The sequence below is a fragment of the Bradyrhizobium zhanjiangense genome, from assembly GCF_004114935.1.
GTDB classification, from domain to species: domain Bacteria; phylum Pseudomonadota; class Alphaproteobacteria; order Rhizobiales; family Xanthobacteraceae; genus Bradyrhizobium; species Bradyrhizobium zhanjiangense.
This window is the reverse complement of sequence record NZ_CP022221.1, coordinates 7,987,350-8,011,098: the sequence shown is the minus strand read 5'-3', so window position 1 is coordinate 8,011,098 and position 23,749 is coordinate 7,987,350. Positions and strand designations below refer to the sequence as shown.

Below are 23,749 nucleotides of genomic sequence, written 5' to 3'. Positions count from 1 at the left end.
CATCCATGTCTTGGGGGCTTCTACGCCTCTCCCCGCGCGCGGGGAGAGGCCGGAGCGCATCGCAGATGTGATCCGGGTGAGGGTGAATCTCCGCGGGGACGCTGCCAGAGGTTTATCCGCCAACTTTCACCGCACTCGCGGAGAGCCCCCCCCACCCCGACCCTCTCCCCGCAAGCGGGGAGAGGGGGAGGAGAGAGCTCGCCCTGGAATGACGGAGAATGTGCTTGGCGTGTTGGCCTCAGCGCCCGAAGCGCTTGGCCAGCATCTCTTTCAGGATCTGCCGTTTGATGTTCTTGTTGGTGAGCACGCCGTCGTGCCACCAGAAGCCGTCGGCCTTCATCTTTTCGGCCGCGCGGACGAAGCGTTCGGCGACTTCGGTGAAATCGGCGTCGGTGTAGTTCAGGCTGAAGATCAGCCGGCCGGTGCCGACCCAGCTCAGCGCCAGGCCCTCCGCACGCAGGTAGTATTGCAGCATCCAGTTGTAGCGGGACGGCGTGGTGTATTTCACCGTCCAGATCGACGAGAAGTTGGCGAACCGCACCGGCAGGTCGGCATCGGTCATCATCCGGTTGAGCTTCTGAACGCGGCCGTTCCAGGTTTCCTCCAGCCCGTCATAGATGGCGCGGAAGTTGGGGCTGGCGAGGCGGCTCAAGAACTCGTCCATCGCCGTCATCACGTAGGGATGCGAGTTGAAGGTGCCACGGGCAAAGCAGATATCGGCGGGACGATCGTCGCGGAAGCGGCGCATCAACTCGTGTTTGCCGCAGACGACGCCGACCGGCAGGCCGCCGGCGAGGCTCTTGCCATAGGTCACCATGTCAGCGCGCACGCCGAAATATTCCTGGGCGCCGCCGGCGGCGAGGCGGAAGCCGACGAATACCTCATCGAAGATCAGCACGATGCCGCGCTCGCTGCAGACCTCGCGCAACTTCTTCAGCCACTCCGTATACGCTGCGCGGCTAAAGTTGCCGCCGCGGGAGGAATCGACCAGCGAGGAATCGCCGGGCGCATTCGCGTTCGGATGCAGGCCCTGGAGCGGATTGACCAGCACGCAGGCGATGTCCTTGCGGGTGCGCAGCACGTGCAAGGTCTTCTCCGACATCTCGGCGAGGGTGTAGGTCTCGTGCGCGGGAATCGGATTGCCGACGCCGGGCTGCACGTCGCCCCACCAGCCGTGATAGGCGCCGGCGAAGCGAACGAGATGCGTGCGCCTGGTGTGATAGCGCGCGAGCCGCACCGCCTGCATCACGGCTTCGGTGCCGGACATGTGGAACGAGACCTCGTCGAGGCCGGAGATCTGGCGGAGCCGGGTCACGTTCTCGAGGATGACGGGATGGTAGGGGCCGAGCACCGGTCCGAGCGCATGCGCCCGCTTCTCGGCGCCCTCGATGCACTCCTTGTAGAAGTCATTGCCAAAAATGTTGACGCCGTAGGACCCCGTGAGGTCGTAGGACGTGTTGCCGTCGACATCGGTGACAGTGACGCCGCGCGAGGATTCCATGAAGGTCGAGGTACCCAGGTGCTCGCGGACGAGGCGCGAGAACTGGAACGGCACGCGATAGCTCTCGGTGAAGTTCAAGTCGGAGATGGTCTCCGCCGCTTCCTTCGTCATCGCGCGGCCCTTGGGGTAGCGCTCGGCGTAAAGCCTGGCGAGGCGGAAGAAGGCGTCCAGGCGCTGGGCCACGATGTTCGCGGGCGCGCCGTCGCAGCCGAAGTACTTGTCGCCCTCGAACTCGTAGAACGGGAGCAGCCGCGCCACGCGGCGCGACATCTTGGAATGCCCCGCGAGCGAGCGGTGCTTGGCGCGGGAGAGTTCGACCCGCGCCTTGATCTTCGGGAGGACGGCGGCAGCAGAAGCTGCGGCGGCCACGGACATCGAGAGAATCGGGAGTGTCGTTTCCATGACAACAAGCGCTAATACTGCGAGCTGACAGATTCATGACAGTCAAAGCCCTCATCGCCTCTTTCACCCAGCAGGAAGACCTCAACTTCCTGTTGACCAACCGTATCCCCCGGGCAGCGCTGACCCGCTTCATGGGCTGGTTCTCTAAGGTCGAGAACCCGCTGGTGCGGGACGTCTCGATCGCGCTGTGGAAGCTGTTCTCCGATCTCGATCTGTCGGAGGCGCGCAAGACGCATTTCCAAAGCTTGCACGACTGCTTCACCCGGGAGCTCAAGCCGGGCCTGCGGCCGTTCGATCCGGACCCGGCGATCGTTGCCAGCCCCTCGGACGGCATTGTCGGCGCCCATGGACGGATCGCCGACACCGAACTGTTTCAGGTCAAGGGTGCACCATATTCGCTGCTCGACCTCGTCGGTGATTCCGCTCTGGTCGACCAGCACCGCAACGGCTCCTTCGTCACGCTGCGGCTGACCTCGAGCATGTATCACCGCTTCCACGCGCCTTACGATGCGCATATCGAACGCGTCACGCTGATCCATGGCGATGTCTGGAACGTCAACCCGATCGCGCTGAAGCGGGTCGAGCGTCTGTTCTGCAAGAACGAGCGCGCGGTGATCCGCACGCATTTGTCGACCGGCGAAGCCGTGACGCTGGTGCCGGTCGCCGCCATCCTGGTCGCGAGCATCCGCCTGCACTTCCTCGACATGGTGCTGAACGCGCAGACCCGCGGTCCGGTCAATTTCCCTTGCGACGTCAAGGTGAGCAAGGGCGAAGAGCTCGGCTGGTTCGAGCATGGCTCGACCATCATCATCCTGGCGCCCGGCGATTTCACGTTCTGCGACGGTATCACCGAGGGCACGCGCATTCGCGCAGGCCAGGCGCTGCTGAACAGAAAGTAGCCTTCAATCCGCCGCGCCCGCCGCCTATATCGTCCGCGGGGATAACGATACTGGATACGAGCGATGGCGCGGGCGCCGGTGATGGCGGCGGGTGGTATCGTGCTGCGGCGTGGTTCGACACCGCTGATTGCAGTCGTGCGCCAGCGCAAGCGCAATGAATGGGTCTTGCCCAAGGGCAAGCTCGACGACGGCGAGACGCCCAAGGAGGCCGCGCATCGCGAGGTGCTGGAGGAGACCGGCCACGATGTCGCCGTGCACGAATTTCTGGGCACGCTCGTTTATCAGTCCGGCGTGCGCTCCAAGGTCGTGCATTTCTGGCGGATGGAGGCTGACGGCGGCCCGGTCCGCAAGCTGATGAATGACATCAAGGCGGTCGACTGGCTGACGCTGGACGATGCGATCGCCCGCCTCTCGCGCGAGTATGAGCGCGCGTTCCTGACACACGTTGGTCCGATCGCCCTCGCGACTGCGGGGCTGGCGGCCGCTCCCGAGCCGACGCCGCCTGTGCCCGACGGTATCGATGCGGCCCTGCAGAAGCTGACACCTGTCGAGGCCGCGTCGGTCGATGAATTGCGGCATGGTTTGTTGCAGAAAGTGAAGGCGTGGCTCCGCGGCGACGCATGAGCGCGCCGCGTGCTGGGCAAAACGGTATCTGCAAGTTAGGGTGGTTGCGGTAACGCCAGCTCGTTCCAAGTCGTCATTGCGAGCGCAGCGAAGCAATCCAGAATCTCTCCGCGGAAAGATTCTGGATTGCTTCGTCGCAAGGGCTCCTCGCAATGACGGGGAGGCGGCGGAGCGGGCTTCTTTCGCACGATTTCCTCAGAACCGCCGCCGCGCTGACGATGCAGCTTCGCGCACACGAAGGGGAGAAGGAAGAGTCACCGTCGCTCCTTCTGCTTCGGCTCCGGTTTGCGCGGGACTGCGGGGCGTTGCGCACCAGGGAGGCGCTGCTGGAAGCCGCCTTGACGCTGGATGCCGCCCGGCTGTTGGGCCGCAGGTGGCTGTGCTGGCTGGCCAGGCCGCAATCCCGTGCGCGGTGCTTGCTGCTGCGGCTGCTGTACGCCACCGGGCTGCATGCCTTGCTCGGTGCGTGGCGCTTCTTGCCGCCGACCCGCGCCTTGCTGGTCTTGATGTAGCGGTCTCTGTTGCTGCTCGCCTTGTCGCTGCTGTTGCCCCTGACCCGCGCGCTGGCCGCCCGGCTGTACCGCGCCGCCCTGGCCCTGCCGCCGCGGCGGCTGCGCGCCTTGCCGGCCCGGTGTGCCCGGCTGCTGCTGATCCGGACGATTGTTCTGGCGGGGCTGGCCGTTCGGCCGCTGCGGCTGCTGGACCGGCGCTGTATTCGGCCGCAATTGCTGCTGTTGCGGCTGGAGCGGTCGCGGAATGCGGCTGAGCGCGCCGGGATTGGCGCGGCGGAAGTCGCGCTGCTCGGTGACGATCTGCCGGCCCGTGGTCTGCGCCAGATGCACCTGGCTGACGAAGCCGCGGTCGCGCGCGATCTGCTGCGGTGGAATCGTGATCGGCACCGCGGCAAAGCGCATGACGCCGCCGGCGCCGCCTGCACCCGGCCGGATCGCAAAACCGCTTGCTGCTTGCGTCAGCGCGCCGAGCCGCGCGCCGCTGCTGCGGTCGTCGACGTCGATGTGCCCGACCCGGCCGTCGGCGTCGGGATAGAGCTTGATGTTGACGTTGCTCGCCCTGTTCGCCGCCGCGCCTTCCGGCACGTCGACGACGCCAGTGGTGCCGCGGATGCCGAGCGTCGCGGTCGGCGTCGTGATCTTCATGTCGCCGGTCTTCGCCACCGCTGCGGCAACGAAAGCGACCGTGCCCTTGCCGACGTCGAAGATCGCGGCGTTCTGCTTGCCGCCGTCCTCATAGACGTAATTGTCGATCGTGATCCTGGCGCTGGCCGAGAGGTTGAACGTGGTGGCGTCGTTGAAGGTGATGCCGAGCGAGGAGTTCGACGAAGTCTGCACGACGTCGTTGAGATAGATGTCGTCGCGCACGCGCAGCGGATACGAGTTCTTGTCGCGGATCACGGTCGCGATGCCCGTCACCGTCGCGACGTTGCCGATCGGCTCGACGGCGGCGGGCTGCGCGTCTGTCGCGGGGCTAGGCGAGGCCGACGGTGTCGGGGAGGGTGTGGGGATCGGCTGTGCTTGCGGCTGCGCCTGCGCAAACTCCATCGCATCGGATGCGAATGCCGCGCCCGCGCCGGCCAGCGGCAAGGCCAGCAGGGCGAGCGCAAACACGAAGCGGCGCCAGGCTGCCAATGAAGTCACGAGGAGATCCCGGTGAGAACGCGAGGCGAGAGCTGCGGATTTCAGCCGGGGACAGCTGAATGGCGGATGAACATGTGGCAGGGGAGGGGGCGAATGTGCAAACGGCGCGTCCACGAGACCATTCGCCAGTCATGCCAGTGTTATGGGCTCCGGCATCTCCTCATCGTCATGCCCGGGCTTGTCCCGGCCATCCACGTGTTGGCGCGCGGTTCGAAGAACGTGGATGCCCGGGACAAGCCCGGGCATGACGATGACTTGTGCTTGCCTGTCGATGTGACGCCTTCAGTGTCAGCTCACGCGCTTCCAGGTCTGCCCGCCGCAGAACATGCCGCCGAAGGCGCAGCCCTGCACGCGCATTGCATTCGGGCCCTTCATCGCGATGGTCGAGTCGTAATTGCGGCCGGAATCGGGATCGTGGATGCGGCCGCTCCACTTCGAGCCTTCGGGCTTCATGTTGATCAGGATGCGCGCGTTGGTCTTTTCGGCGTAACCACAGAGATTGGGACCGCACTGCTCGACACGAACATTGCCTTTGTTCCCTTCGGTCGCCCACACGCCGATCGGCGAGTTCGGTGCCGCCACAGGCGCTGCGGCAGCCGGAGCCGGGGCCGGCGCGGGAGCAGCAGCGACGGGAGCGGGCGCGGCAACGGGAGCCGGCGCCGCAACAGGCGCAGGCTGCGTATTGTCGACGCCGACGGACGGAGCGGCGGCAACGCTCGCGGCGGGGGCTGTGGGGGCGGCAACGGCGGGCGCAGCCGCCTGGGCCGGCGCCAGCGGCACGGGCTGCTGCTGCACCGGAGCCGGCGTGGGCTGCGCAGTCGTGGTCGCCGGAGCCGGCGTGGTGTCGACCTCATCGTCGGTGGAGCCGCCAAGGCCCTTGAGGTTGATGTTGTTCAGCTTGATCGGCTTGTCCGACAGGCCCGGCGCGACGATGGTCACGCAATTGAGCGAGGCGCAGTTGCGCGGCGTCTCGATGCGGATGTGCTGGCCTTCGAACTGGAACGAGATCGAATTGCCGGCATGCGCGGCGGCGGTCGAAGCAAGGAAGAGCGCGGTGGCGGCGATGGCCAGCTTGTTCATGACAACCTCCGAAAATGGCCTGGTCCCGGTATGGACTGATGTCGCTGGTGACTGAGCGTGGTTCGACCCTACGCCGGGGCCGTCCCTTCTTCCGTGACAAACGTCACGCCGGCTTGCGGCCGCCTGCGTGAGCCGGCGCACATTCGGCCATCCTTCATCCGGGTAACCTCGCCGCGACACAGAGGGAGGCGTCGATGCAGCGGCTTGCGACTTCGCTTGGCACATTGATCGCCTTGATGGCGATTGCGCCCGCCGCCCAGGCCGGTTCCTATTCGTTCTCCATCGGCGGCCACCGGTTTCATGTCGAGGCACCGCGCAATTGCCGATCTGCTTCCTGTGTTTCGGTGTCCAGTCGCAGCCTCCGGCCGACAGAAGACCTCAGCACAACACCGGCCTCGCGGCCGGCGTCCGCGCCGATGGTCCAGGCACCGCAACCGGTTTGTCCGGCGGCGCCGGTCCGGCCGCCACAAGCGACTGCGGTCGTGCCGCCACCAGCGCCTCCCGTCCTTGCCGCGACGACGTCGCAGCCCGTTGTGTTGCCGCCGGCGCCGAAACTCGAGGCGTCGAGCACTCATACGCCGCGGGTCGATCTCCAGCGCGAAGATCTGCCGAAGATCGTTGCGCTCGATCCGCCGCGCATCGAGCCGCCGGTCATCGTTCCGAGGCCCGAGATCAAGCAGACCGCAACACTCGCAAAGCGCAGCGACGACGAGGGCTATACGCCGCTCGGCGAATGGGAGAGCGCCGGCGCCAACGGCACCGTCCGCATCGAGCGCTGCGGACTGGCATTGTGCGGTTACGCGCTGACCGAGGCCTCAAACCGAGGCGAGAGCGTTCTCGTCAACATGAAGCCGAAATCGCACGACGTCTGGAGCGGCAGCATCTATAGCCGCTCCAGCGGCAACACCTATTACGCGACGATGACGCTGAAGAGCTCCGGCAAGCTGCACATCGAAGCCTGTGCGCTCGGCCGCTTCTTCTGCTCCGGCAACGACTGGACGCGTGTTGAGGAGCGGCAGGAGCAACTGATCACGACGTCGCGGCAGTGGAGTGAGCGGTCGTAGCTCTTCGCGGTATGCCGTTATCCCTCCCCTCTTGCGGGAGAGGGGGCTGCGAGTGCGGTTGATGAGTCTCTAAATCATGCCGAGCACGATGGCGCCGACGAAGGCTATGGCAAGGTACGCGGCGATAACGCTCAATCTGCCGGCGAACGTCATGAGATCGCTCCCGCAGTCGCGCCGCTTTGCGCGAGTGCTTTATGGTTAACAGAAAGTCTCTTGCCGAAAAAGGCAGTCTTGCTGTCGCTCAGTCCTTGCAGCATTTCGGCGCGCGTGGGCCGGCATGGTTAAGGAAGGCTGAAATCGACACGTTGAAGAGTCTTTAAGTAAATTCGCCGAACGTGCGTTCATGACGCGCGGAGTTCGTTTGTATCTCGTCGGCTCCATCGTCCTTGTTTCGCTAGCGGGTTGCGGACGCGGCTTCTTTCAGGCCGAACGCGAACCGTGGCGGGCCGAGGCGGAAGCGGCGTGCCTGAAATCGGGAGCGGTCAAGGAGAGTGCGGACATCGTCCGCATCGATCCGATCTCCGGCCCCGGCCAGTGCGGCGCCGAATTTCCGCTCAAGGTCGGCGCCATCGGCGAAGCCTCCAGCAGCTACGGCTTTGCCGACGAGGAACTACGTCCGCCGGGGAATATCGGCAACCAGCCGCGCTGGCCGGTGACGCAGCCGCGATCGAACTATCCGCAGAGCCAGAATTATCCGGCACCCTCCTATCCGCAGCGGTCGAATTACCCCGAGAGCGCGGTGCAACAGCCTTCCGGCTATGGCAGCTCAACCGGTCCGATGTCGCTGAACGCGCCCGGCGTGGCGCCGCAGGAAGACGAGATCGACCTGCCGCCCGAGGGCACTGATGCCGCGGGTGCTGCGCGCTACATGAATGCGCCGAGCTATCCGGCGCGGCCCGCCGGTCCGGCACCTTACTCGCAGGCGCCCGCGCAGCAGCCGTTGCCGCGTCTTGGCCCGGCGCAGGGCAATCCCGTCACCGCCGTCGGTCCTGTTGCGATCAAGCCGACTGCGACGCTGGCCTGTCCGATCGTGTCCGAGCTCGACCGCTGGCTCGCCGACACCGTACAGCCCTCGGCCATGCGCTGGTTCGGCGTCCGCGTCGCCGAGATCAAGCAGATCTCCGCCTATTCCTGCCGCGGCATGAACGGCAACTCGCGCGCCCACATCTCCGAGCACGCCTTCGGCAATGCGCTCGACATATCCGCCTTCGTGCTCGCCGACGGCCGCCGCGTCACGGTGAAGGACGGCTGGCGCGGCATGCCGGAAGAGCAGGGGTTTTTGCGCGACGTGCAGTCCGGCGCCTGCGCGCATTTCACCACGGTGCTCGCACCGGGCTCCAACGTCTATCACTACGATCACATCCACGTCGACCTGATGCGCCGCGCCAGCCGTCGCCTGATCTGCCAGCCCGCCGCCGTCTCCGGCGAAGAGGTCGCCGCGCGTGCGCAGTCACGTAGTCCGTATGCGAACGCGCGCGATCCTTCCGTGACCGGTTCGCTCGGCCGCAAGAGCACCGCGCACAAGCGCGAAGAGGACGAGTACGCCGACGATTGAGGCTTGCAAAACCCTGTAGCCGGATGACGCGCAATCCGGGACAGGTATCCCCGCATTCCGCTTCGCTCCATGCGGGCTACGATGGGCGTAGTTCGACCTAATTAGCAGATCATTTCGAAGTCGGCTTCGACAGCACGGGGACCAGCCCCATGCACCGCTGCACCTCGCCGGGGACGTTGTAGGTCCGCATGATGTGGCGGCCGTCGCGCAAGCCGGACGCCTCCCGTTGCACCACGAACATCCAGAGCGCCTGGCCGGCTTCCGCGACCAGCTTGCGCCTCGCCGGTTGCAACGAGGCCGGTGTGTCCGAGAGCGCGTGGGCGGCGTCGAACTCGCGCAGGCGCGTCAGCGTCTGTTCGAGCGCGCGGCCCATCCGTCCGAGCGCCGAGGCCTGTTCCTGAACGATCTCATAATGGAGGATATCGACCGGCGGGCGAAGATCACGAGACATGGCCGCAATATAGGGCCGCGGCGCCGGCCTGCGCAACGCGCCGCCTGCTTGCCGTCACTTCCGGTACGCCGCCAGGAACATCCGCGTCGCGCTGTCGACCACCTCGGTCATCCGTTGTTCCGATGGCGCAGGTGCGGCCTGGAAGACGAAGGGCAGGAACAGTGAGGCCTTGCAGAGTTCCATGAATTGCGAGGCAGCAAGATCGCAATCGTCGATCTCGAGATCACCGGAGGCGACATGGGCTCTGAGATACTCGGAGAGGCGGTTGATGGTCTTGTCCAACACCCGCCCATAGTAGCGGCGGCCGACATCGGGCATGCGCTCGGCGATCGCCATCACGGTGCGGATCGCCGATCCGCCGCCGGGGCGGCAGAGCAGATGGATGTAGGCCCGGCCGAACTCCTTCAGCGTGGTTTCGGCATCGCGCGCGGGATCGAAATTGAACACGACCTGGCCGTGCTGGAGCGCCTCCTCTTCGAGGATGGCTTCGAACAGCGCGCATTTGTCGGCGAAGTAGACATAGAGCGTGCCCTTTGAGACCTGCGCGGCGCGCGCGATCTCGCCCATGCTGGCCCCGTCGAAACCGAGCGCCATGAACACCTTGCGGGCACCGTCCAGGATCTGGCGGCGCTTGGAGCTGTCCTCCTCATGGACGACGTGCAGATGTTCGCTGGCAGCTACAACCATTGGTTTAGGGTCTCGGAAGGTTTCTGGATCGGGTCTGACGCCATGAAGCGCAAATAAAGGATTCGAGCCCTTAGGTCCCGGGACAGGAACATTATGTAGATTGACCGAACGGTTCGGTCAATGATATTTGAGATGAGCGAGAGGGAACTGGCCGCACGACGGCCTGCCCTTGATCGCGCTTTTTTTGGGAGGCCTTTATGGCCGTATCGAGAGACCAGGCTGCGCGCGTCCTTCGCCAGGAAGCGGTGGACGAGCAGACCGGCGGTGACGCTGCGACCGAGAAACCCGCCGTCCTGGCCGAGCAATTGCGCGCTCATGTGGCCGAGGAAACCAAGCGCCGCACCACCGAGGTGGCCGAGAAGCCCGCCACCGACAGGGCGGCCCCGGCTGTACCTGCCGATAGCGCTGCTGCCGGCGTGCCCAAATCCGGCAAGCGCAAATTCGTCCTGATGGGCGTCGGCTTGCTGCTGGCGCTCGCGGTCGCGAGCTATGCCGGCTACTACACGCTGGTCGGCCGCTTCTACATCTCCACCGACGACGCCTATGTCCGCGCCAACAACACCATGCTCGGCGCGCGCGTCGCCGGTCACATCTCCTCGATCCTCGCCGGCGACAACGCGCCGGTTCGCGCCGGCGACGTCGTCTTCCGCATCGACGACGGCGACTACAAGATTGCGGTCGATGCCGCCGCGACCAAGATCGCGACCCAGCAGGCCACGATCGATCGCATCGGCCGCCAGGTTGCCGCGCTCGACAGCCAGGTCGCGCAGGCCAAGGCGCAGCTCGTCTCGGCTGAGGCGGGCCTCAAGCGCGCCGATCTCGATTATGAGCGTCAGCAGGCGCTGAGCAACAAGGGCTTTGCCTCGCGCGCCACCTTCGAGAGCTCGGAAGCCGGACGCGATCAGGGCGCCGCCGCGGTCAAGGCTGCGCAGGCCGCCTACGACGTCGCGGTCAGCAATGTCGACGTCGCCAAGGCGCAGCAGGCCGAAGCGCAGGCGCAGCTCGCCGAGCTCAAGACCACGCTCGCCAAGGCCGAGCGCGACCTCAGCTTCACCGCCGTGCGCGCACCGGTCGACGGCACGTTCTCCAATCGCCTGGTCAGCGCCGGCGATTTCGTCGCGGTCGGCCAGCGCCTCGGCAACGTCGTGCCGCTCGATGCCGTCTATATCGACGCCAATTTCAAGGAAACGCAGCTCAAGCGCATCCGTCCCGGCCAGCCGGTGACGATCAAGGTCGATGCCTACGGCATGCGCAAGTTCTCGGGCGTCGTCGACAGCATCGCGGCGGGCGCAGGCTCGGTGTTCACGCTGCTGCCGCCTGACAATGCCACCGGCAATTTCACCAAGATCGTGCAGCGCGTGCCGGTGCGCATCCGCGTGCCGAAGTCAGTGGCGAAGCAGAACCTGCTCCGCGCCGGCATGTCGGTCTACGCCACCGTCGACACCAACAAGGGTGCGGCCGACGCCGACAGCGAGGTCGATCTCGACGATCCCACCGCGATCCACCCGCAGTAGGATTGATCACTCATGAGTCGCGATACTCTGGCTCCGAGTGCAGCTGCGCTCCCTCTCCCGCTTGCGGGAGAGGGCAGGGGAGAGGGTGCCTCCGCAACGGGACAATCTCCTAGAGGAGAAAACCCTCACCCGCGCCTTCGGCGCGACCTCTCCCGCAAGCGGGAGACGTTCACCGACCTTGCACCCTGCTCGAGCCCGAACTGACACCATGGCTAACGCCACCACCGCTTCACCTGCCATGATGGCGGATCCCGCTTCGGAGCGCATCGCGCCGAAGCGGCTGTTTGCCTTCATCATCATGGTGTTCGGGATGTTCATGTCGATCCTGGACATCCAGATCGTCTCGGCCTCCCTGAGTGAGATCCAGGCCGGCCTGTCGGCGAGCTCCAGCGAAGTCTCCTGGGTCCAGACTGCCTATCTGATCGCTGAAGTGATCGCGATCCCGCTGTCGGGATTTCTGTCGCGCGCTTTCGGCACGCGGCTGCTGTTCGCGATCTCGGCCGCCGGCTTCACCTTCTCGAGCCTGCTCTGCGGCTTCGCCTCCACGATCGAGGAGATGATCCTCTGGCGCGCGCTGCAAGGCTTCCTCGGCGCCGGCATGATTCCGACGGTGTTCGCCTCGGCCTATACCGTCTTCCCGCGCACGAAATTCCACATCGTCGGTCCCATCATCGGTCTCGTCGCGACGCTGGCCCCGACCATCGGGCCGACCGTCGGCGGCTACATCACCGACCTGATGTCGTGGAACTGGCTGTTCTTCATCAACGTCGTGCCCGGCATCAGCATCACCTTGGGCGTGCTGGCGCTGGTCGATTTCGACGAGCCGCATTTCGAGCTGCTCGACCGCTTCGACTGGTGGGGCCTGCTGTTCATGGCCGGCTTTCTCGGCACGCTCGAATATGTGCTGGAGGAAGGTCCGCAATATGAATGGCTGCAGGACACTTCCGTGGCGATCTGCGCCTGGATCTGCGCGATCTCGGCGATCGCCTTCTTCTGGCGCGTCTTCACGGCAGCCGAGCCGATCGTCAATTTGCGCACCTTCTCCAACCGCAACTTCGCGATCGGCTGCCTCCTGCAGTTCTGCATCGGTATCGGCCTCTATGGCCTGACCTATATCTATCCGCGCTATCTCGCCGAAGTGCGCGGCTACAGCGCGCTGATGATCGGCGAGACCATGTTCGTCTCCGGCATCACCATGTTCCTGGTCGCGCCGCTGGTCGGCCGTCTCATGGTGAAGTTCGACATGCGCTACATGATCGCGTTCGGCCTCGTCGTGTTCGCGATCGGCTCCTACCAGATGACCTGGATCACCCGCGACTATGATTTCTACGAGCTGCTGGTGCCGCAGATCCTGCGCGGCATCGGCATGATGTTCGCGATGGTGCCGACCAACAACATCGCGCTCGGCACGCTGGCGCCTGATCGGGTGAAGAACGCGAGCGGCCTGTTCAATTTGATGCGCAATCTCGGCGGCGCGGTCGGGCTCGCCATCATCAACACCGTGCTCAACGATCGCACCGATCTGCACATCACGCGCCTGCAGGAGCGCGTGATGTGGGGCAACGCGACCGCGACCGAAACCCTGACCATGTTCATGCAGAAATTCCAGGGGCTCGGCGATTCCACGCTGATGGCGATGAAACAGCTCTCCCAGCTCGTGCACCGCCAGGCCGTGGTGATGAGCTTCGGCGATGCCTTCTTCATGCTGACGCTGTTCTATCTCGGCCTCAGCCTGCTGGTCGGGTTGCTGAACAAGCCGGCCGCGATGACCGGCGGCGGCGACGCGCATTGACGCGGCACTCTCGATGTTATCGCCCGCGAAGGCGGGCGATCCAGTACGCCGCGGCTTATCGATTGAAACACTACCGCCTCTGGAATACTGGATGCCCCGCCTCCGCGGGGCATGACGGCGTTGATGCGCACCAAAGCCGCACCAAATTGCAACACTCATCCGTGATCTCGCGCGAGCCCCGTTGCAAATCGCGAACGACACATCTATAAAGCGCACCTCATTCAATCGAACCGGGGAGAGATTTGCATGATTTCGTCGCATTCGCAGATCGCACGCCCGCGCTCGATGTTCTGGCTCGGTATGTGCTCGGCCTCGTAGGGGCCCTTTCCGCCAGCTTCGATTGGGCCAAGGTTTCGGCCAAGCGCCCCGATCGCTCCGCTTCCCAAGTCAAAGTCAGTTTTGAGTGACGCCGTTTCGGCCCTCGCGGCCGGCCTGCGTCCATCGATGGAGCCGGCCCGCGCGTGCGGCCGGATGATGTCATGACCGCTCTGTCCAAAAAGCCCGCCGCGATTCGCGTGGTGCTGCCCTTCGTGTTCCGGCACTGGCTGAAGCAGCCCGGGCGCGGCCTCATCGTGGCCGGCGGCCTCTTGGGCGCAACCATCGCCGACCTGTTCATGCCGGTATTCTCCGGGCATCTGATCGATGCACTGACGCGCGGCCCGTCCGATCCGGACGCGCGCCACGCGGCGCTCATGGCGTTCGGCGCCATCGTGGCGCTGGGCGCGGCCTCGATGGTGCTGCGGCTCGTCGGCCTCCAGGCGATCGTGCCGTTCACGCTGAAGATCATGTCCGATGTCGCGCAGGATGCATTCACGCGCGTGCAGCGCTTCTCGACCGATTGGCACGCGAACTCCTTTGCAGGCTCGACGGTGCGCAAGATCACGCGCGGCATGTGGGCGCTCGACCTGCTCAACGACACCATCCTGCTGGCGCTGGCGCCGTCGCTGCTGGTGCTGATCGGCTCGATGGTCCTGATCGGCGTGCACTGGGCCTCGCTCGGCCTGGTGATCGCGCTCGGGGCGATCTTCTACGTCACGATCACGGTGGTGTTCTCGACCCGCTACATCGCGCCGGCGGCCCGCGTCTCCAATGCCTGGGACACCAAGGTCGGAGGCACGCTGGCGGATGCGCTGACCTGCAACGCCGTGGTGAAGTCGTTCGGTGCCGAAGCGCGCGAGGATGCGCGGCTCGCCCGCGTCGTTGGCCGTTGGCGCGTGCGCGTGCGGCGGACCTGGCTGCGCTACAATTACACGGCCATGTCGCAGCTTTCCTTGCTGCTGTGCCTGCGCGCGTCCGTGATCGGCGGATCGGTGCTGCTGTGGATGTCAGGTCACGCCTCGCCCGGCGACGTCACCTATGTGCTGACGAGCTACTACGTCATCCACGCCTACTTGCGCGACGTCGGCATGCACATCAACAACCTTCAGCGCTCGGTCAACGACATGGACGAGCTGGTGGCGATCCACGACGAGCCGATCGGCATTGCGGATGCTTCCGACGCGCGGCCGATCGCGATCGAGGGCGGCGAGATCGTGTTCGACGACGTCACGTTCCATTATGGCGGCCATCGCGCGCCGCTGTACGACGGCCTGTCGGTCAGGATCCGCGCCGGCGAGCGGGTCGGTCTCGTCGGCCGCTCCGGCTCCGGCAAGACGACCTTCGTCAAGCTGGTGCAGCGGCTTTACGACGTCTCCGGCGGCCGCGTGCTGATCGACGGCCAAGACATCGCGCTGGCCACGCAGCAATCGCTGCGCAGCCAGATCGCGATCGTGCAGCAGGAGCCGATCCTGTTCCACCGCTCGCTCGCCGAGAACATCGCCTATGGCCGTCCGGGTGCCAGCCTGCAGGCGATCGAGCAGGCGGCGCGGCTTGCGAATGCGCACGACTTCATCCTGCGCCTGCCCAAGGGCTACGGCACGCTGGTCGGCGAGCGCGGTGTGAAGCTGTCGGGCGGCGAGCGGCAACGCGTCGCGCTGGCGCGCGCCTTCCTGGCGGATGCGCCGGTGCTGATCCTGGACGAGGCGACCTCGAGCCTCGATTCGGAATCTGAGGCGCTGATCCAGCAGGCGATGGAGCGGCTGATGAAGGGCCGCACCTCGATCGTGATCGCGCACCGCCTGTCAACGGTGCGCAGCCTCGATCGCATCCTGGTGTTCGACCGCGGCGAGATCGTCGAGCAGGGCACGCATGCGGTGCTCGCGGCCAAGCCCGGCGGCATCTATCGCGGCCTGTTCGAGCGCCAGGTGGTGGAGCTCGGACATATCGCAGCAGCGGAATGAGGCGCGCGGCAGGGGCGAACGTCCCGATGTTACGGCGCCAAGGATGGACTGACATGAAAGACCTGACAAACGGCTCCATCGTGAGCCACATCCTGCACATGGCGCCGCCGATCATGGTCGGCATGGTCACGATCATGGTCTGCCAGCTGGTCGATCTCTACTTCGTCTCGGGACTGGGCGATGCGGCGGTCGCGGGCGTCGCCGCGGCCGGCAACGCCGGATTTCTCGTCAACGCGCTGATGCAGGTGCTCGGCGTTGGCACCGTTGCGCTGATCGCACATGCGGTGGGACGCAAGGATCGGCAGGACGCCAATTTGATCTTCAACCAGGCGATCGCGCTGTCGGTGCTGTTCGGCTTGCTGACTCTGGCCATGGGAGCAGCATTGTCGCGCCTCTACATGCGTTCGATTGCCGCGGACCAGGCGACGATCGAGGCGGGGACCATCTATCTGTTGTGGTTCATGCCGGCGCTCGCGTTGCAATTCGCCACACAGGTGATGGCGTCTGCGCTGCGCGCGACCGGCATCGTGCGTCCCGCCATGCTGATGCAGGCGCTCGCGGTCGTCATCAACATTGCGTTGGCGCCGGTGCTGATCGCGGGCTGGGGCACGGGCTACGCACTCGGCGTTGCCGGCGCGGGGCTGGCAAGCTCGATCGCGGTGGTGATCGGCGTCCTGATGCTGCTGGCGTACTTCCGCAAGGTCGAGCGCTACGTCGCGTTCGACGCGACGCAGTGGCGCCCGCAGCCGCGCCATTTGAAGCGCATCCTCAATGTCGGGCTGCCCGCCGGCGGCGAATTCGCGATGATGTTCATCCTCATGGCGGTGGTCTACTACGTGCTGCGCGATTTCGGCGCGGCGGCGCAGGCGGGATTCGGCATCGGACAGCGCGTGCTCGGCCTGATCCAGATGCCGGCGCTCGCGGTCGCGCTGGCGGCCGGGCCGATCGCCGGCCAGAACGTCGGCGCTGCAAACGGCGCGCGCGTGCGCGAAACCTTCGTCAAGGCGGCGCTGATCACCACCGTCGTGATGATCGGCTTCATGATTCTTGCGCAGCTGAAGCCGGAACTGCTGCTCGCCGGATTCTCGAACGACAGGGAGACGATGGAGATCGCCTTCCTGTTCCTGCGGATCATCTCGCTCAACATGGTGGCGCAGGGCCTGATCTTCACCTGCTCGAGCATGTTCCAGGGCCTCGGTAACACCAAGCCGGTGCTGTTGAGCTCGGCGACGCGCGTGTTCACTTATTCGCTGCCGGCGATCTGGCTGTCGACGCGACCGGGCTTCCGCATGGAGCACGTGTGGTACTTGTCGATCGCTGCGACGACGCTCCAGGCTGCGCTGAGCTTGTGGTTGTTGCGCCGCGAATTCATGAAGCGACTGGTATCGCCCCGTCCGGAGCAACCCATAGAGCAGGCGGGGGCCGAGCCAGTCGCGCCTCCCGCACGCGTGCCCGCCTAAAGCGCGATGAGATTAGGATGAATCGTCATCGCGCTTTAGGTTGTTGTTTGAGCATGATCCTTTCGGAAAACCGCTACGCACTTTTCCGGATCATGCTTTAGTGCGTGCCAACACTATTCCAGACGAGGCCGAGGCCCGACAGAAATAGGAGGCCGAGCACGACATCGCCAAAATGCTTGTCGCTCAGGGCGTGATAGACCCGCGCGCCTGCCCATGCGCCGATCAGTGTGCCCGGAAACGCGACCAGCGCGAGCCAGACCACTTTGAGTTCGACAAGGCCCGACGCGGTCTGCAACGCGAGCGCGGTCGCGAGCACCGTGAAATTGAAGAGCTGGAAGATGCCGCGCCGCTCGTGCTTGTTCCAGCCGCGGATGTTGGCCCACAGGATCGGCAGTGGCCCCGACAGTCCGGCGAGGCCGCCAAGAATGCCGCCGGCAAAGCCGATCGCGCCGTCGGCGATCCGGCCGCCGAACTTGATCGCGAGCGGCCTCTTATTCAGGTACAGCGCGCTCGAGAAGATCAGGAGCAGCACGCCGACGCTCAGCTTGAACACTTTTGGATCGGCCGAGGCGACCATCATCGTTCCCAGTGGCACGCCGATCAGTCCGCCGATCAGGAACGGCCAGACCAGCGAGAGATCGAAACTCTTCCACATCGACGGCAGCGTCGAGGTCTGCGCGATCACCGAGCAGATCAGCACCAGCGGCACCGCGAGCGATGGCGGCAGCACATAGAGCCAGATGCCGAGCGCCATCAGTGCCGTGCCGAAGCCGGCCAGTCCCGAGACGAAGCCGCCGGCCAGCGCGCCGAACAGCAGCAGCGCGTAAGTGGACGTTTCCACCAATCATTTCCTGTCGTTAGCGGCGATGCCGAACGCGATCCCGCTTTTGATCGTCATCTGGCGCATAGCACAGATGCGGCCGCGAAGGTCAATTTCAAAACCGCACGCAAGCGTGATCCCCAGCGGCGGGCGTTCGCGGAAGACGTGCCTACATGACGCTCGTACTTTAATCTTGGGGCCTGCCGGGCGTCACGCCGCACCGTCCCTGATGAGTGATGGAGCATGATCATGACCCGCATGAACATTGCCGTTGCGGCCGCGCTGTTATCGGCCGCCGCCCTGACGCCGACATTGGCGCAGGCGCAGTTTTCCGAGCCTGCAGCCTATCAGGCCGCGCATCCCGACCGCGATGTGCTCAATGGCGGCCAGCTCACGCCCGCGGGGCGCGCAGCCCGCGGCGAGGCGGTGGCCCCGAGCGAGGCCTATGCGGCTTATCCTGCAGCCGTTGCGCCGGTGGTTCGCCCACGCCACCGTCGTCATCATCAATAAAGAGTCTAGACGATCTGCCTGGTGTCGGTGCGCTTTTGCAGCGCGCTGACCAGGATGTGCAGCGCCTCGGTCAATTCCGCCCGGTTGCGCGCTGCGCCCAGCGAGAGGCGCGCCGCATGAGGCGGTGTTCCGTCCACGGTGAAGGTTTCGCCGTCGACCACCGCGAGTCCATTCCGCAAGAGATGCCCCACGACATCGGACCGGGCCTCCGGCAGCCGTAGCCAGAGATGATGAGCGGCCGGCTTGGCCAGGAACTGAAACCCCTTCAGCGCCCGCTGCGCGAGCTGTTGGCGGCCGACTGCCTCGTTGCGGATGGCGGTGATGATGCGGTCGGCAATGCCGGTCTCGATCCAATGCGTCACCAGCGCGACCATCAGCGGCGCCGGCATCTGCACGGTGGCCTGCAGATGGCTGCGCATCGTCTGCTGCGCGTCGTTGTCGGGCGCCAACAGATAGGCGACGCGCAGCGCCGGCGCGATGCATTTTGACAGCGTGGTCGCGAGATAAGTCCGCTCCGGAATGAGGTTCGCGATCGGCGATGCCGAGCGATCGAGCAGCCCGTAGGCGTCGTCCTCGATCAGCGTCGTACCGGCATCGCTGATGATCTTTGCGATCGCATTCCGCCGCTCGGCGGACAATGTCGCCGTGGTCGGATTGTGCAGCGTCGGAATGAGATAGACGGCCTTCGGGCTGTGCGCGCGGCAGGCCTTCGCCAGCGCGTCGGGCAGGATGCCGCCGTCATCCATGGCGACACCGACGAGCTTGACGCCGAGCCGTGCGGCGGCGGCCTTGATGCCGGGAAAGGTGAGCGCTTCCGTCAGCACGATTTCGCGGGGCCGCGCGAGATGGGCGAGCACGTTGAACAGGATCGTTTGCGCGCCCGGAAAGATCACGAGCCTGTCGGCATGTGCATGCGGAACGCGTGCGCGCATCCAGCGCGCTGCGATCTCGCGCTCATGCGCGCTGCCGCCGGGCGGTTGATAGTTGAGATGCGCCGTCAGGCCCGATTGCGCGCGGATGGACTCCATTCCGGCGATGATGCGCTCGTCGAGCTGCGCCTCCAGCGGATGCGGCGGCACATTCATCGAGAGATCAATCGCGACGGGATGCGGCATGTCGACCGCACGGCGCGCGCTGGTCTCCGACACGAACGAGCCCTGTCCGACCCGGGCTTCCATGATGCCGCGGCGCCGGGCTTCGGTGTAGGCGCGCGTCACCGTGGTGAGATCGATGCCGAGTGCTTTTGCGAGTGCCCGCTGCGTCGGCAATTGCTGGCCGCGCACCAGCCTCCCTGCGGCAATGTCGGCCTCCATGGCTTCGACGATGCGCTGGTAGCGCGGGCCCGAGAGCTCCGAGATTGTAGGGGTCCAATCCATGCAATATAGGCTCACATCCTTTGAATGTATGGATGCAATATATTATTGTATGGACCGTTGAAAAGGAAGAGGTGTGGTCATGGCGACGGTCTCTCTGGCAAAGGCGATGTGGCGCGGTTTCGGCGGCAAATGTCCGAATTGCGGGGAAGGGCACCTGTTCGGCCGCTTCCTGAAAGTGGCTCACGCTTGCGACCACTGCGGCGAGGAGCTGTTCCACCAACGCGCCGATGATTTTCCGGCTTACCTCGTGATGGTCATCGTCGGCCATCTCGTGGTGCCGGCCATCCTCGCGGTCGAGACGGCCTACGCGCCGCCGGAGTGGCTGCAACTCGCGGTGTGGCTGCCGGTGACCCTGTTCGCGTCGCTCGCATTACTGCAACCGACCAAGGGCGCCATCGTCGGGCTGCAATGGCAGCTTGGCATGCACGGTTTCGAGGCGAGCAAGCTGCGGCGCGAGGCCGGCGAGCTTGCACCCGTCCTCGTGAAGGCGAATACGCGCGCGGCCTGACGCGGCGACAGAGTCTACATCGCGCGGCCGGCCGCTACATCGTCATTCCGGGGCGTGCGCAGCACGAACCCGGAATCCATTCCTCCACCAACTGTGCCGTCCGATGGATTCCGGGCTCTCGCTTCGCGCCCCGGAATGACACCATTTAAATGGCTGCGCTTGCCCCTAAAATGGTGAGGGGCCCGGCGCATTCACGCCGAACCCCTCGTTGCTTGCTTAGCAAGACGCGTTTTCTTCACGCGAACCGGAAACCCACTTCGCTCGAAAACGCTTTAGAATATCAGCCGGCCTGTAAGCCGGGTTCTGTAGGGCACCGTCCGCTTGCGCGAACGGTACGTGACGGCCATTCCTCTGGGGTCATGTTTGCACATGGCCTCGGGCAACCTACCCGGACGGCGGGCCTGACATCGCCCCGCGGCGTTATCGCTTGCGCGAACAGCCCGCTGCGCCGTCCCTATTCGGTTTTGCTCCCGGTGGGGTTTACCATGCCGGCTCCGTTGCCGGATCCGCGGTGCGCTCTTACCGCACCTTTTCACCCTTACCCGCCTATGCAGCTTGCGCTGCTTCGGCGTGGCGAGCCTCGCGGGCTTGTCACGCCATAGCCCCGAAGGGGCGAAGGCGGGCGGTTCGTTTTCTGTGGCACTTTCCCTGGGGTTACCCCCGCCGGACGTTATCCGGCACCGCATGTCAAGGGAGCCCGGACTTTCCTCCCCGGCGGCCTTTCGGCCCCTGCCGGAGCGGCCGTCCGGCCGACTGACGGTCTACGCATGGAGCATTTGTGACGGTTCCGTCAAGCCGATATCGCCGCGCACGCTTGGCCCGAAATAATTTATCCTGAAGATGTCGTTTGGAGCGTGCCCCGTTCGACTGGATGCCGGCGAGAGAGCCGAACAACAGGAGTGAAGCGATGCAGTATCTGCTGATGATCTACCAGAACGAGGCCGAGTACGCGAAGATTGACACGGGAACCACTCAGAAGATGTCGGCGGAATATGAGGCCTTCACGCAATCCATCATCCGGAACGGCAATTTCAAGGCCGGCGATCGGCTCCGGCCGACCACGACCGCGACCACGGTGCGCGTGCGCGACGGCAAGACGCTGACGACCGACGGCCCGTTCGCGGAAACGCGCGAGCAGCTCGGCGGCTACTATCTGATCGAGGCCAAGGATCTCGACGCCGCGATCGAGATTGCGGCGCGGATTCCCAGCGCGCGCATCGGGTCGATCGAGGTGCGGCCGATCTGGGTGTATGAGAAGTGACAACTCTCACCTTCGTCATTCCGGGCTCGTGGCCTTGCCGCGCCCGGGAATGACGGGAGGAGAGTGGTCGTGTGACATGACCCCTTCCGAGATCGAAGCCATCTTCCGTGACGAGGCGGGGCGGGCGCTGGCCACGCTGATCCGCCTCGTCGGTGATTTCGATCTCGCCGAGGATTCGCTTCAGGACGCCTTCGCCGTCGCGCTGGAACGCTGGCCGGCCTGCGAGGTCCCCGACAATCCGCGCGCCTGGCTGGTCAATGTCGCGCGCAACAAGGCGATCGACCGCATTCGCCGCCGGGCCATCTTTCGCGGCAAGCAGCAAGCGCTGGTGCACGAGCTCGAGCTGAACGCGCAAGCGCCTGACGAGCCGCCGGCGATGCTCGACGACGACATGCTCAGGTTGATCTTCACCTGCTGCCATCCCGCGTTCGCAGCCGAAGTCCAGGTCGCGCTGACGCTGCGCACCGTGTGCGGGCTGTCTACCGCGCAGGTCGCGCGCGCCTTTCTCGTCAGCGAGGAGGCGATGGCGCAGCGCCTCGTTCGCGCCAAGCAGAAGATCCGCCTCGCCGGTATTCCTTACGAAGTGCCGGAGCGCGACGCGCTGGCGCTGCGGCTCGACGGCGTGCTCGCCGTGATCTATCTCGTCTTCACCGAAGGCTACGTGGCGACCTCGGGGACGGGCCTGATGCGGCCCGATTTCGCCGTCGAGGCGATCCGGCTCGGCCGCCTGCTGGACCGGTTGATGCCCGATCGTGCCGGCATCAAGGGCCTGCTGGCGTTGATGCTGCTGCACGATGCGCGCCGCGGCGGGCGCGAGACACCGGCCGGCGATATCGTGCTGCTAGAGGAACAGGATCGCTCGCTGTGGGATCGCGCGCAGATCGAGGAGGGCCTGCTCCTGGTGGAGGACGCGCTGCGCCTGCCGGGCCGGCCGCAACCCTATGCCGTGCAAGCCGCGATCGCGGCGCTGCATGCGCGCGAGATCAGCTTTGAGGAGACCGATTGGCGGCAGATTGCGGGGCTCTATGAGGTTTTGCTGCGCATCAGTCCCTCGCCGGTGATCGAGCTGAATCATGCCGCGGCGGTGTCGATGGTCGATGGACCTTCACGTGCGCTCGCTCTTGTCGACGCGATCACCGCGCGCGGCGGGCTTGATGGCTACGAGCTGTTGCCCGCGGTGCGCGCGGATCTGTTGCGGCGGCTCGGCCGCAAGGACGAGGCGCGCGAGGCGTATCGGGCGGCGACGGAGGCGACGCAGCTGGAGCCGTTGCGGCGGCTGTATGCGCGACGGGTGAGGGAGATGGGATAGTCGCCACGAGCTCCGTCATTGTGAGCCAACGGGTCCGCGCGAAGCGCGGCCCGATGACAGGCTCCGCGAAGCAATCCAGCGTCTCTCCGCCGGAACAGTCTGGATTGCTTCGTCGCAAAAGCTCCTCGCAATGACGAAGTATGTGGCCGTCGTCGTCACTTCGACGCGACAGGCGTCCCCTCTTGCGGAAGGCTCGCCAGCAACGCCTGCAATGTCGACAGCGTCGAATGATCGGCGACGCCATCCAGCCGCGCCGGGCGGAAGTGGCGCTGGAAGGCGGTGATGACTTCCATGGTCGCGGCATCGTATTTGCCGGTCAGCGGCACGCCGTAGCCGTATCTGGCGAGCGCCTGCTGCATGCTCAGCACGGCGTCGCTGATGGTGCCGAGCATCAAGGTCTCGCCGCGCACGACCGGGGCGGGCGTCACCCAGTGGCCGACGCCGGAATTGGCAAGCGAATGCCACGGAAATTTTTCGCCGGGATCCTTCTTGCGCGCGGGCGCGACGTCGGAATGGCCGAGCACCCGGTGCGGCGGCACCTTGCGGCGAAGCATGATGCCGCGGCACAGCGCGATCACGGCGGCGATCTGGCGCAGCGGATACTCCGGATAGCCCCAGTCATGCCCGCGATTGATGATCTCGATGCCGATCGAGCAGGAGTTGATGTCGTCCTCGCCGGCCCAGGACGAGACGCCGGCGTGCCAGGCGCGCCTGGCCTCGGGCACGCATTGCACGATGCGGCCGTCCTCCAGCACGACGTAATGCGCCGACACGTCAGTCCCCGCCGTGCACAGCCGCGCCAGCGCGCCCTCGACATCGGGCATGCCGGTGTAGTGCAGCACGATCATGTCCGGCTGCCGTCCCTTGGCGCGCTCGCCATGGTTCGGCGAAGGGATGATATCGGAGACGATCGAGGAATCCGGATCGAACGTCCGCATGCCCGCCGCGGCCTTGGGAACCGGCAGAACGCGTTGACGCTTCGAATCAGATCCAGACGGCGTG

The 23,749-nt window shown here is 65.5% G+C and carries 21 protein-coding genes and 1 other RNA gene; 13 read left to right on the top strand and 9 right to left on the bottom strand.

Features of this window, described 5'->3' with window-relative positions; genetic code table 11:
- Positions 1 to 238: 238 nt before the first annotated feature.
- Positions 239 to 1,903, bottom strand: a complete 1,665-nt coding sequence (locus XH85_RS38250) for an aminotransferase class III-fold pyridoxal phosphate-dependent enzyme (RefSeq protein ID WP_128936057.1) — start codon at positions 1,901 to 1,903, stop codon at positions 239 to 241.
- Positions 1,904 to 1,938: 35 nt separating this feature from the next.
- Between XH85_RS38250 and asd the strand changes: the two genes are divergently transcribed.
- Entirely contained in the window at positions 1,939 to 2,802 is an 864-nt protein-coding gene (asd, locus tag XH85_RS38245; protein ID WP_128936056.1) for an archaetidylserine decarboxylase, read from the top strand.
- 63 nt (positions 2,803 to 2,865) lie between these two features.
- The gene (locus tag XH85_RS38240; protein WP_128936055.1) at positions 2,866 to 3,426 is read left to right on the top strand and encodes an NUDIX hydrolase; all 561 of its coding nucleotides are present in this window, start codon (positions 2,866 to 2,868) and stop codon (positions 3,424 to 3,426) included.
- 254 nt (positions 3,427 to 3,680) lie between these two features.
- Here the strand turns inward: XH85_RS38240 and XH85_RS38235 are convergent, their stop codons facing one another.
- Positions 3,681 to 5,072 carry a FecR family protein gene (locus tag XH85_RS38235; protein ID WP_164940571.1) on the bottom strand — a complete coding sequence of 464 codons (1,392 nt, stop codon included), beginning with the start codon at positions 5,070 to 5,072 and terminating at the stop codon, positions 3,681 to 3,683.
- A 297-nt stretch (positions 5,073 to 5,369) separates the two neighbouring features.
- Positions 5,370 to 6,161, bottom strand: a complete 792-nt coding sequence (locus XH85_RS38230) for a DUF2147 domain-containing protein (RefSeq protein ID WP_128936053.1) — start codon at positions 6,159 to 6,161, stop codon at positions 5,370 to 5,372.
- Positions 6,162 to 6,355: 194 nt separating this feature from the next.
- Here XH85_RS38230 and XH85_RS38225 point away from each other — a divergent pair, with 194 nt between their 5' ends.
- Together XH85_RS38225 and XH85_RS38220 are read left to right on the top strand one after the other, a co-directional pair.
- The gene (locus XH85_RS38225) at positions 6,356 to 7,225 is read left to right on the top strand and encodes a DUF2147 domain-containing protein (RefSeq protein ID WP_128936052.1); all 870 of its coding nucleotides are present in this window, start codon (positions 6,356 to 6,358) and stop codon (positions 7,223 to 7,225) included.
- A 343-nt stretch (positions 7,226 to 7,568) separates the two neighbouring features.
- The gene (locus XH85_RS38220; RefSeq protein ID WP_128936051.1) at positions 7,569 to 8,780 is read left to right on the top strand and encodes an extensin-like domain-containing protein; all 1,212 of its coding nucleotides are present in this window, start codon (positions 7,569 to 7,571) and stop codon (positions 8,778 to 8,780) included.
- Between the two features lie 109 nt (positions 8,781 to 8,889).
- On the opposite strand, the gene XH85_RS38215 is transcribed toward XH85_RS38220, so the two are convergent.
- Both XH85_RS38215 and XH85_RS38210 read right to left on the bottom strand, forming a co-directional pair.
- On the bottom strand, positions 8,890 to 9,231 hold the full coding sequence (locus XH85_RS38215; protein WP_128936050.1) for a DUF6665 family protein: 342 nt from the start codon (positions 9,229 to 9,231) through the stop codon (positions 8,890 to 8,892).
- Between the two features lie 54 nt (positions 9,232 to 9,285).
- Positions 9,286 to 9,918 carry a TetR/AcrR family transcriptional regulator gene (locus XH85_RS38210; protein WP_128936049.1) on the bottom strand — a complete coding sequence of 211 codons (633 nt, stop codon included), beginning with the start codon at positions 9,916 to 9,918 and terminating at the stop codon, positions 9,286 to 9,288.
- A gap of 197 nt (positions 9,919 to 10,115) precedes the next feature.
- Between XH85_RS38210 and XH85_RS38205 the strand changes: the two genes are divergently transcribed.
- The 5 genes from XH85_RS38205 to XH85_RS38185 all read left to right on the top strand — a co-directional run bounded on the left by XH85_RS38205 (position 10,116) and on the right by XH85_RS38185 (position 16,963).
- A complete protein-coding gene (locus XH85_RS38205) occupies positions 10,116 to 11,432 on the top strand; it encodes an HlyD family secretion protein (RefSeq protein WP_128936048.1) in 1,317 nt (438 codons plus the stop codon).
- Between the two features lie 208 nt (positions 11,433 to 11,640).
- The gene (locus XH85_RS38195) at positions 11,641 to 13,224 is read left to right on the top strand and encodes a DHA2 family efflux MFS transporter permease subunit (protein WP_128936046.1); all 1,584 of its coding nucleotides are present in this window, start codon (positions 11,641 to 11,643) and stop codon (positions 13,222 to 13,224) included.
- 242 nt (positions 13,225 to 13,466) lie between these two features.
- Complete coding sequence (locus XH85_RS45610) at positions 13,467 to 13,631, top strand: hypothetical protein (protein WP_164940314.1); 165 nt, start codon at positions 13,467 to 13,469, stop codon at positions 13,629 to 13,631.
- Between the two features lie 72 nt (positions 13,632 to 13,703).
- Positions 13,704 to 15,503: an ABC transporter ATP-binding protein gene (locus XH85_RS38190; protein ID WP_164940313.1), complete on the top strand. Its 1,800-nt coding sequence runs from the start codon at positions 13,704 to 13,706 to the stop codon at positions 15,501 to 15,503.
- A 53-nt stretch (positions 15,504 to 15,556) separates the two neighbouring features.
- Complete coding sequence (locus tag XH85_RS38185) at positions 15,557 to 16,963, top strand: MATE family efflux transporter (protein ID WP_128936044.1); 1,407 nt, start codon at positions 15,557 to 15,559, stop codon at positions 16,961 to 16,963.
- Between the two features lie 97 nt (positions 16,964 to 17,060).
- Here the strand turns inward: XH85_RS38185 and XH85_RS38180 are convergent, their stop codons facing one another.
- Positions 17,061 to 17,804 carry a sulfite exporter TauE/SafE family protein gene (locus tag XH85_RS38180; protein WP_128936043.1) on the bottom strand — a complete coding sequence of 248 codons (744 nt, stop codon included), beginning with the start codon at positions 17,802 to 17,804 and terminating at the stop codon, positions 17,061 to 17,063.
- A 228-nt stretch (positions 17,805 to 18,032) separates the two neighbouring features.
- On the opposite strand from XH85_RS38180, the gene XH85_RS38175 reads away from it, so the two are divergent.
- Entirely contained in the window at positions 18,033 to 18,293 is a 261-nt protein-coding gene (locus tag XH85_RS38175; protein WP_164934369.1) for a hypothetical protein, read from the top strand.
- A 5-nt stretch (positions 18,294 to 18,298) separates the two neighbouring features.
- On the opposite strand, the gene XH85_RS38170 is transcribed toward XH85_RS38175, so the two are convergent.
- Positions 18,299 to 19,669, bottom strand: coding sequence for an aminotransferase-like domain-containing protein (locus XH85_RS38170; RefSeq protein ID WP_164940312.1), 1,371 nt, complete (start codon positions 19,667 to 19,669; stop codon positions 18,299 to 18,301).
- Positions 19,670 to 19,748: 79 nt separating this feature from the next.
- Between XH85_RS38170 and XH85_RS38165 the strand changes: the two genes are divergently transcribed.
- Positions 19,749 to 20,177: a DUF983 domain-containing protein gene (locus tag XH85_RS38165; protein WP_128936040.1), complete on the top strand. Its 429-nt coding sequence runs from the start codon at positions 19,749 to 19,751 to the stop codon at positions 20,175 to 20,177.
- A 276-nt stretch (positions 20,178 to 20,453) separates the two neighbouring features.
- Here the strand turns inward: XH85_RS38165 and rnpB are convergent.
- An RNA gene (rnpB, locus tag XH85_RS38160) (RNase P RNA component class A) lies at positions 20,454 to 20,934 on the bottom strand.
- 150 nt (positions 20,935 to 21,084) lie between these two features.
- Between rnpB and XH85_RS38155 the strand changes: the two genes are divergently transcribed.
- Together XH85_RS38155 and XH85_RS38150 are read left to right on the top strand one after the other, a co-directional pair.
- Entirely contained in the window at positions 21,085 to 21,438 is a 354-nt protein-coding gene (locus tag XH85_RS38155) for a YciI family protein (RefSeq protein ID WP_091879244.1), read from the top strand.
- Positions 21,439 to 21,514: 76 nt separating this feature from the next.
- On the top strand, positions 21,515 to 22,747 hold the full coding sequence (locus XH85_RS38150) for an RNA polymerase sigma factor (RefSeq protein WP_128936039.1): 1,233 nt from the start codon (positions 21,515 to 21,517) through the stop codon (positions 22,745 to 22,747).
- Between the two features lie 155 nt (positions 22,748 to 22,902).
- Here the strand turns inward: XH85_RS38150 and XH85_RS38145 are convergent, their stop codons facing one another.
- Positions 22,903 to 23,685, bottom strand: a complete 783-nt coding sequence (locus tag XH85_RS38145) for an N-acetylmuramoyl-L-alanine amidase (RefSeq protein ID WP_128936038.1) — start codon at positions 23,683 to 23,685, stop codon at positions 22,903 to 22,905.
- Positions 23,686 to 23,749 lie beyond the last annotated feature (64 nt).

Coding starts and splice junctions, on each gene's coding strand:
- XH85_RS38250 (WP_128936057.1), bottom strand. CDS start 1,903: ATGGAAACGACACTCCCGATTCTCTCGATGTCCGTGGCCGCCGCAGCT.
- asd (WP_128936056.1), top strand. CDS start 1,939: ATGACAGTCAAAGCCCTCATCGCCTCTTTCACCCAGCAGGAAGACCTC.
- XH85_RS38240 (WP_128936055.1), top strand. CDS start 2,866: ATGGCGCGGGCGCCGGTGATGGCGGCGGGTGGTATCGTGCTGCGGCGT.
- XH85_RS38230 (WP_128936053.1), bottom strand. CDS start 6,161: ATGAACAAGCTGGCCATCGCCGCCACCGCGCTCTTCCTTGCTTCGACC.
- XH85_RS38225 (WP_128936052.1), top strand. CDS start 6,356: ATGCAGCGGCTTGCGACTTCGCTTGGCACATTGATCGCCTTGATGGCG.
- XH85_RS38220 (WP_128936051.1), top strand. CDS start 7,569: ATGACGCGCGGAGTTCGTTTGTATCTCGTCGGCTCCATCGTCCTTGTT.
- XH85_RS38215 (WP_128936050.1), bottom strand. CDS start 9,231: ATGTCTCGTGATCTTCGCCCGCCGGTCGATATCCTCCATTATGAGATC.
- XH85_RS38210 (WP_128936049.1), bottom strand. CDS start 9,918: ATGGTTGTAGCTGCCAGCGAACATCTGCACGTCGTCCATGAGGAGGAC.
- XH85_RS38205 (WP_128936048.1), top strand. CDS start 10,116: ATGGCCGTATCGAGAGACCAGGCTGCGCGCGTCCTTCGCCAGGAAGCG.
- XH85_RS38195 (WP_128936046.1), top strand. CDS start 11,641: ATGGCTAACGCCACCACCGCTTCACCTGCCATGATGGCGGATCCCGCT.
- XH85_RS38190 (WP_164940313.1), top strand. CDS start 13,704: ATGACCGCTCTGTCCAAAAAGCCCGCCGCGATTCGCGTGGTGCTGCCC.
- XH85_RS38185 (WP_128936044.1), top strand. CDS start 15,557: ATGAAAGACCTGACAAACGGCTCCATCGTGAGCCACATCCTGCACATG.
- XH85_RS38175 (WP_164934369.1), top strand. CDS start 18,033: ATGACCCGCATGAACATTGCCGTTGCGGCCGCGCTGTTATCGGCCGCC.
- XH85_RS38170 (WP_164940312.1), bottom strand. CDS start 19,669: ATGGATTGGACCCCTACAATCTCGGAGCTCTCGGGCCCGCGCTACCAG.
- XH85_RS38165 (WP_128936040.1), top strand. CDS start 19,749: ATGGCGACGGTCTCTCTGGCAAAGGCGATGTGGCGCGGTTTCGGCGGC.
- XH85_RS38155 (WP_091879244.1), top strand. CDS start 21,085: ATGCAGTATCTGCTGATGATCTACCAGAACGAGGCCGAGTACGCGAAG.
- XH85_RS38150 (WP_128936039.1), top strand. CDS start 21,515: ATGACCCCTTCCGAGATCGAAGCCATCTTCCGTGACGAGGCGGGGCGG.
- XH85_RS38145 (WP_128936038.1), bottom strand. CDS start 23,685: ATGCGGACGTTCGATCCGGATTCCTCGATCGTCTCCGATATCATCCCT.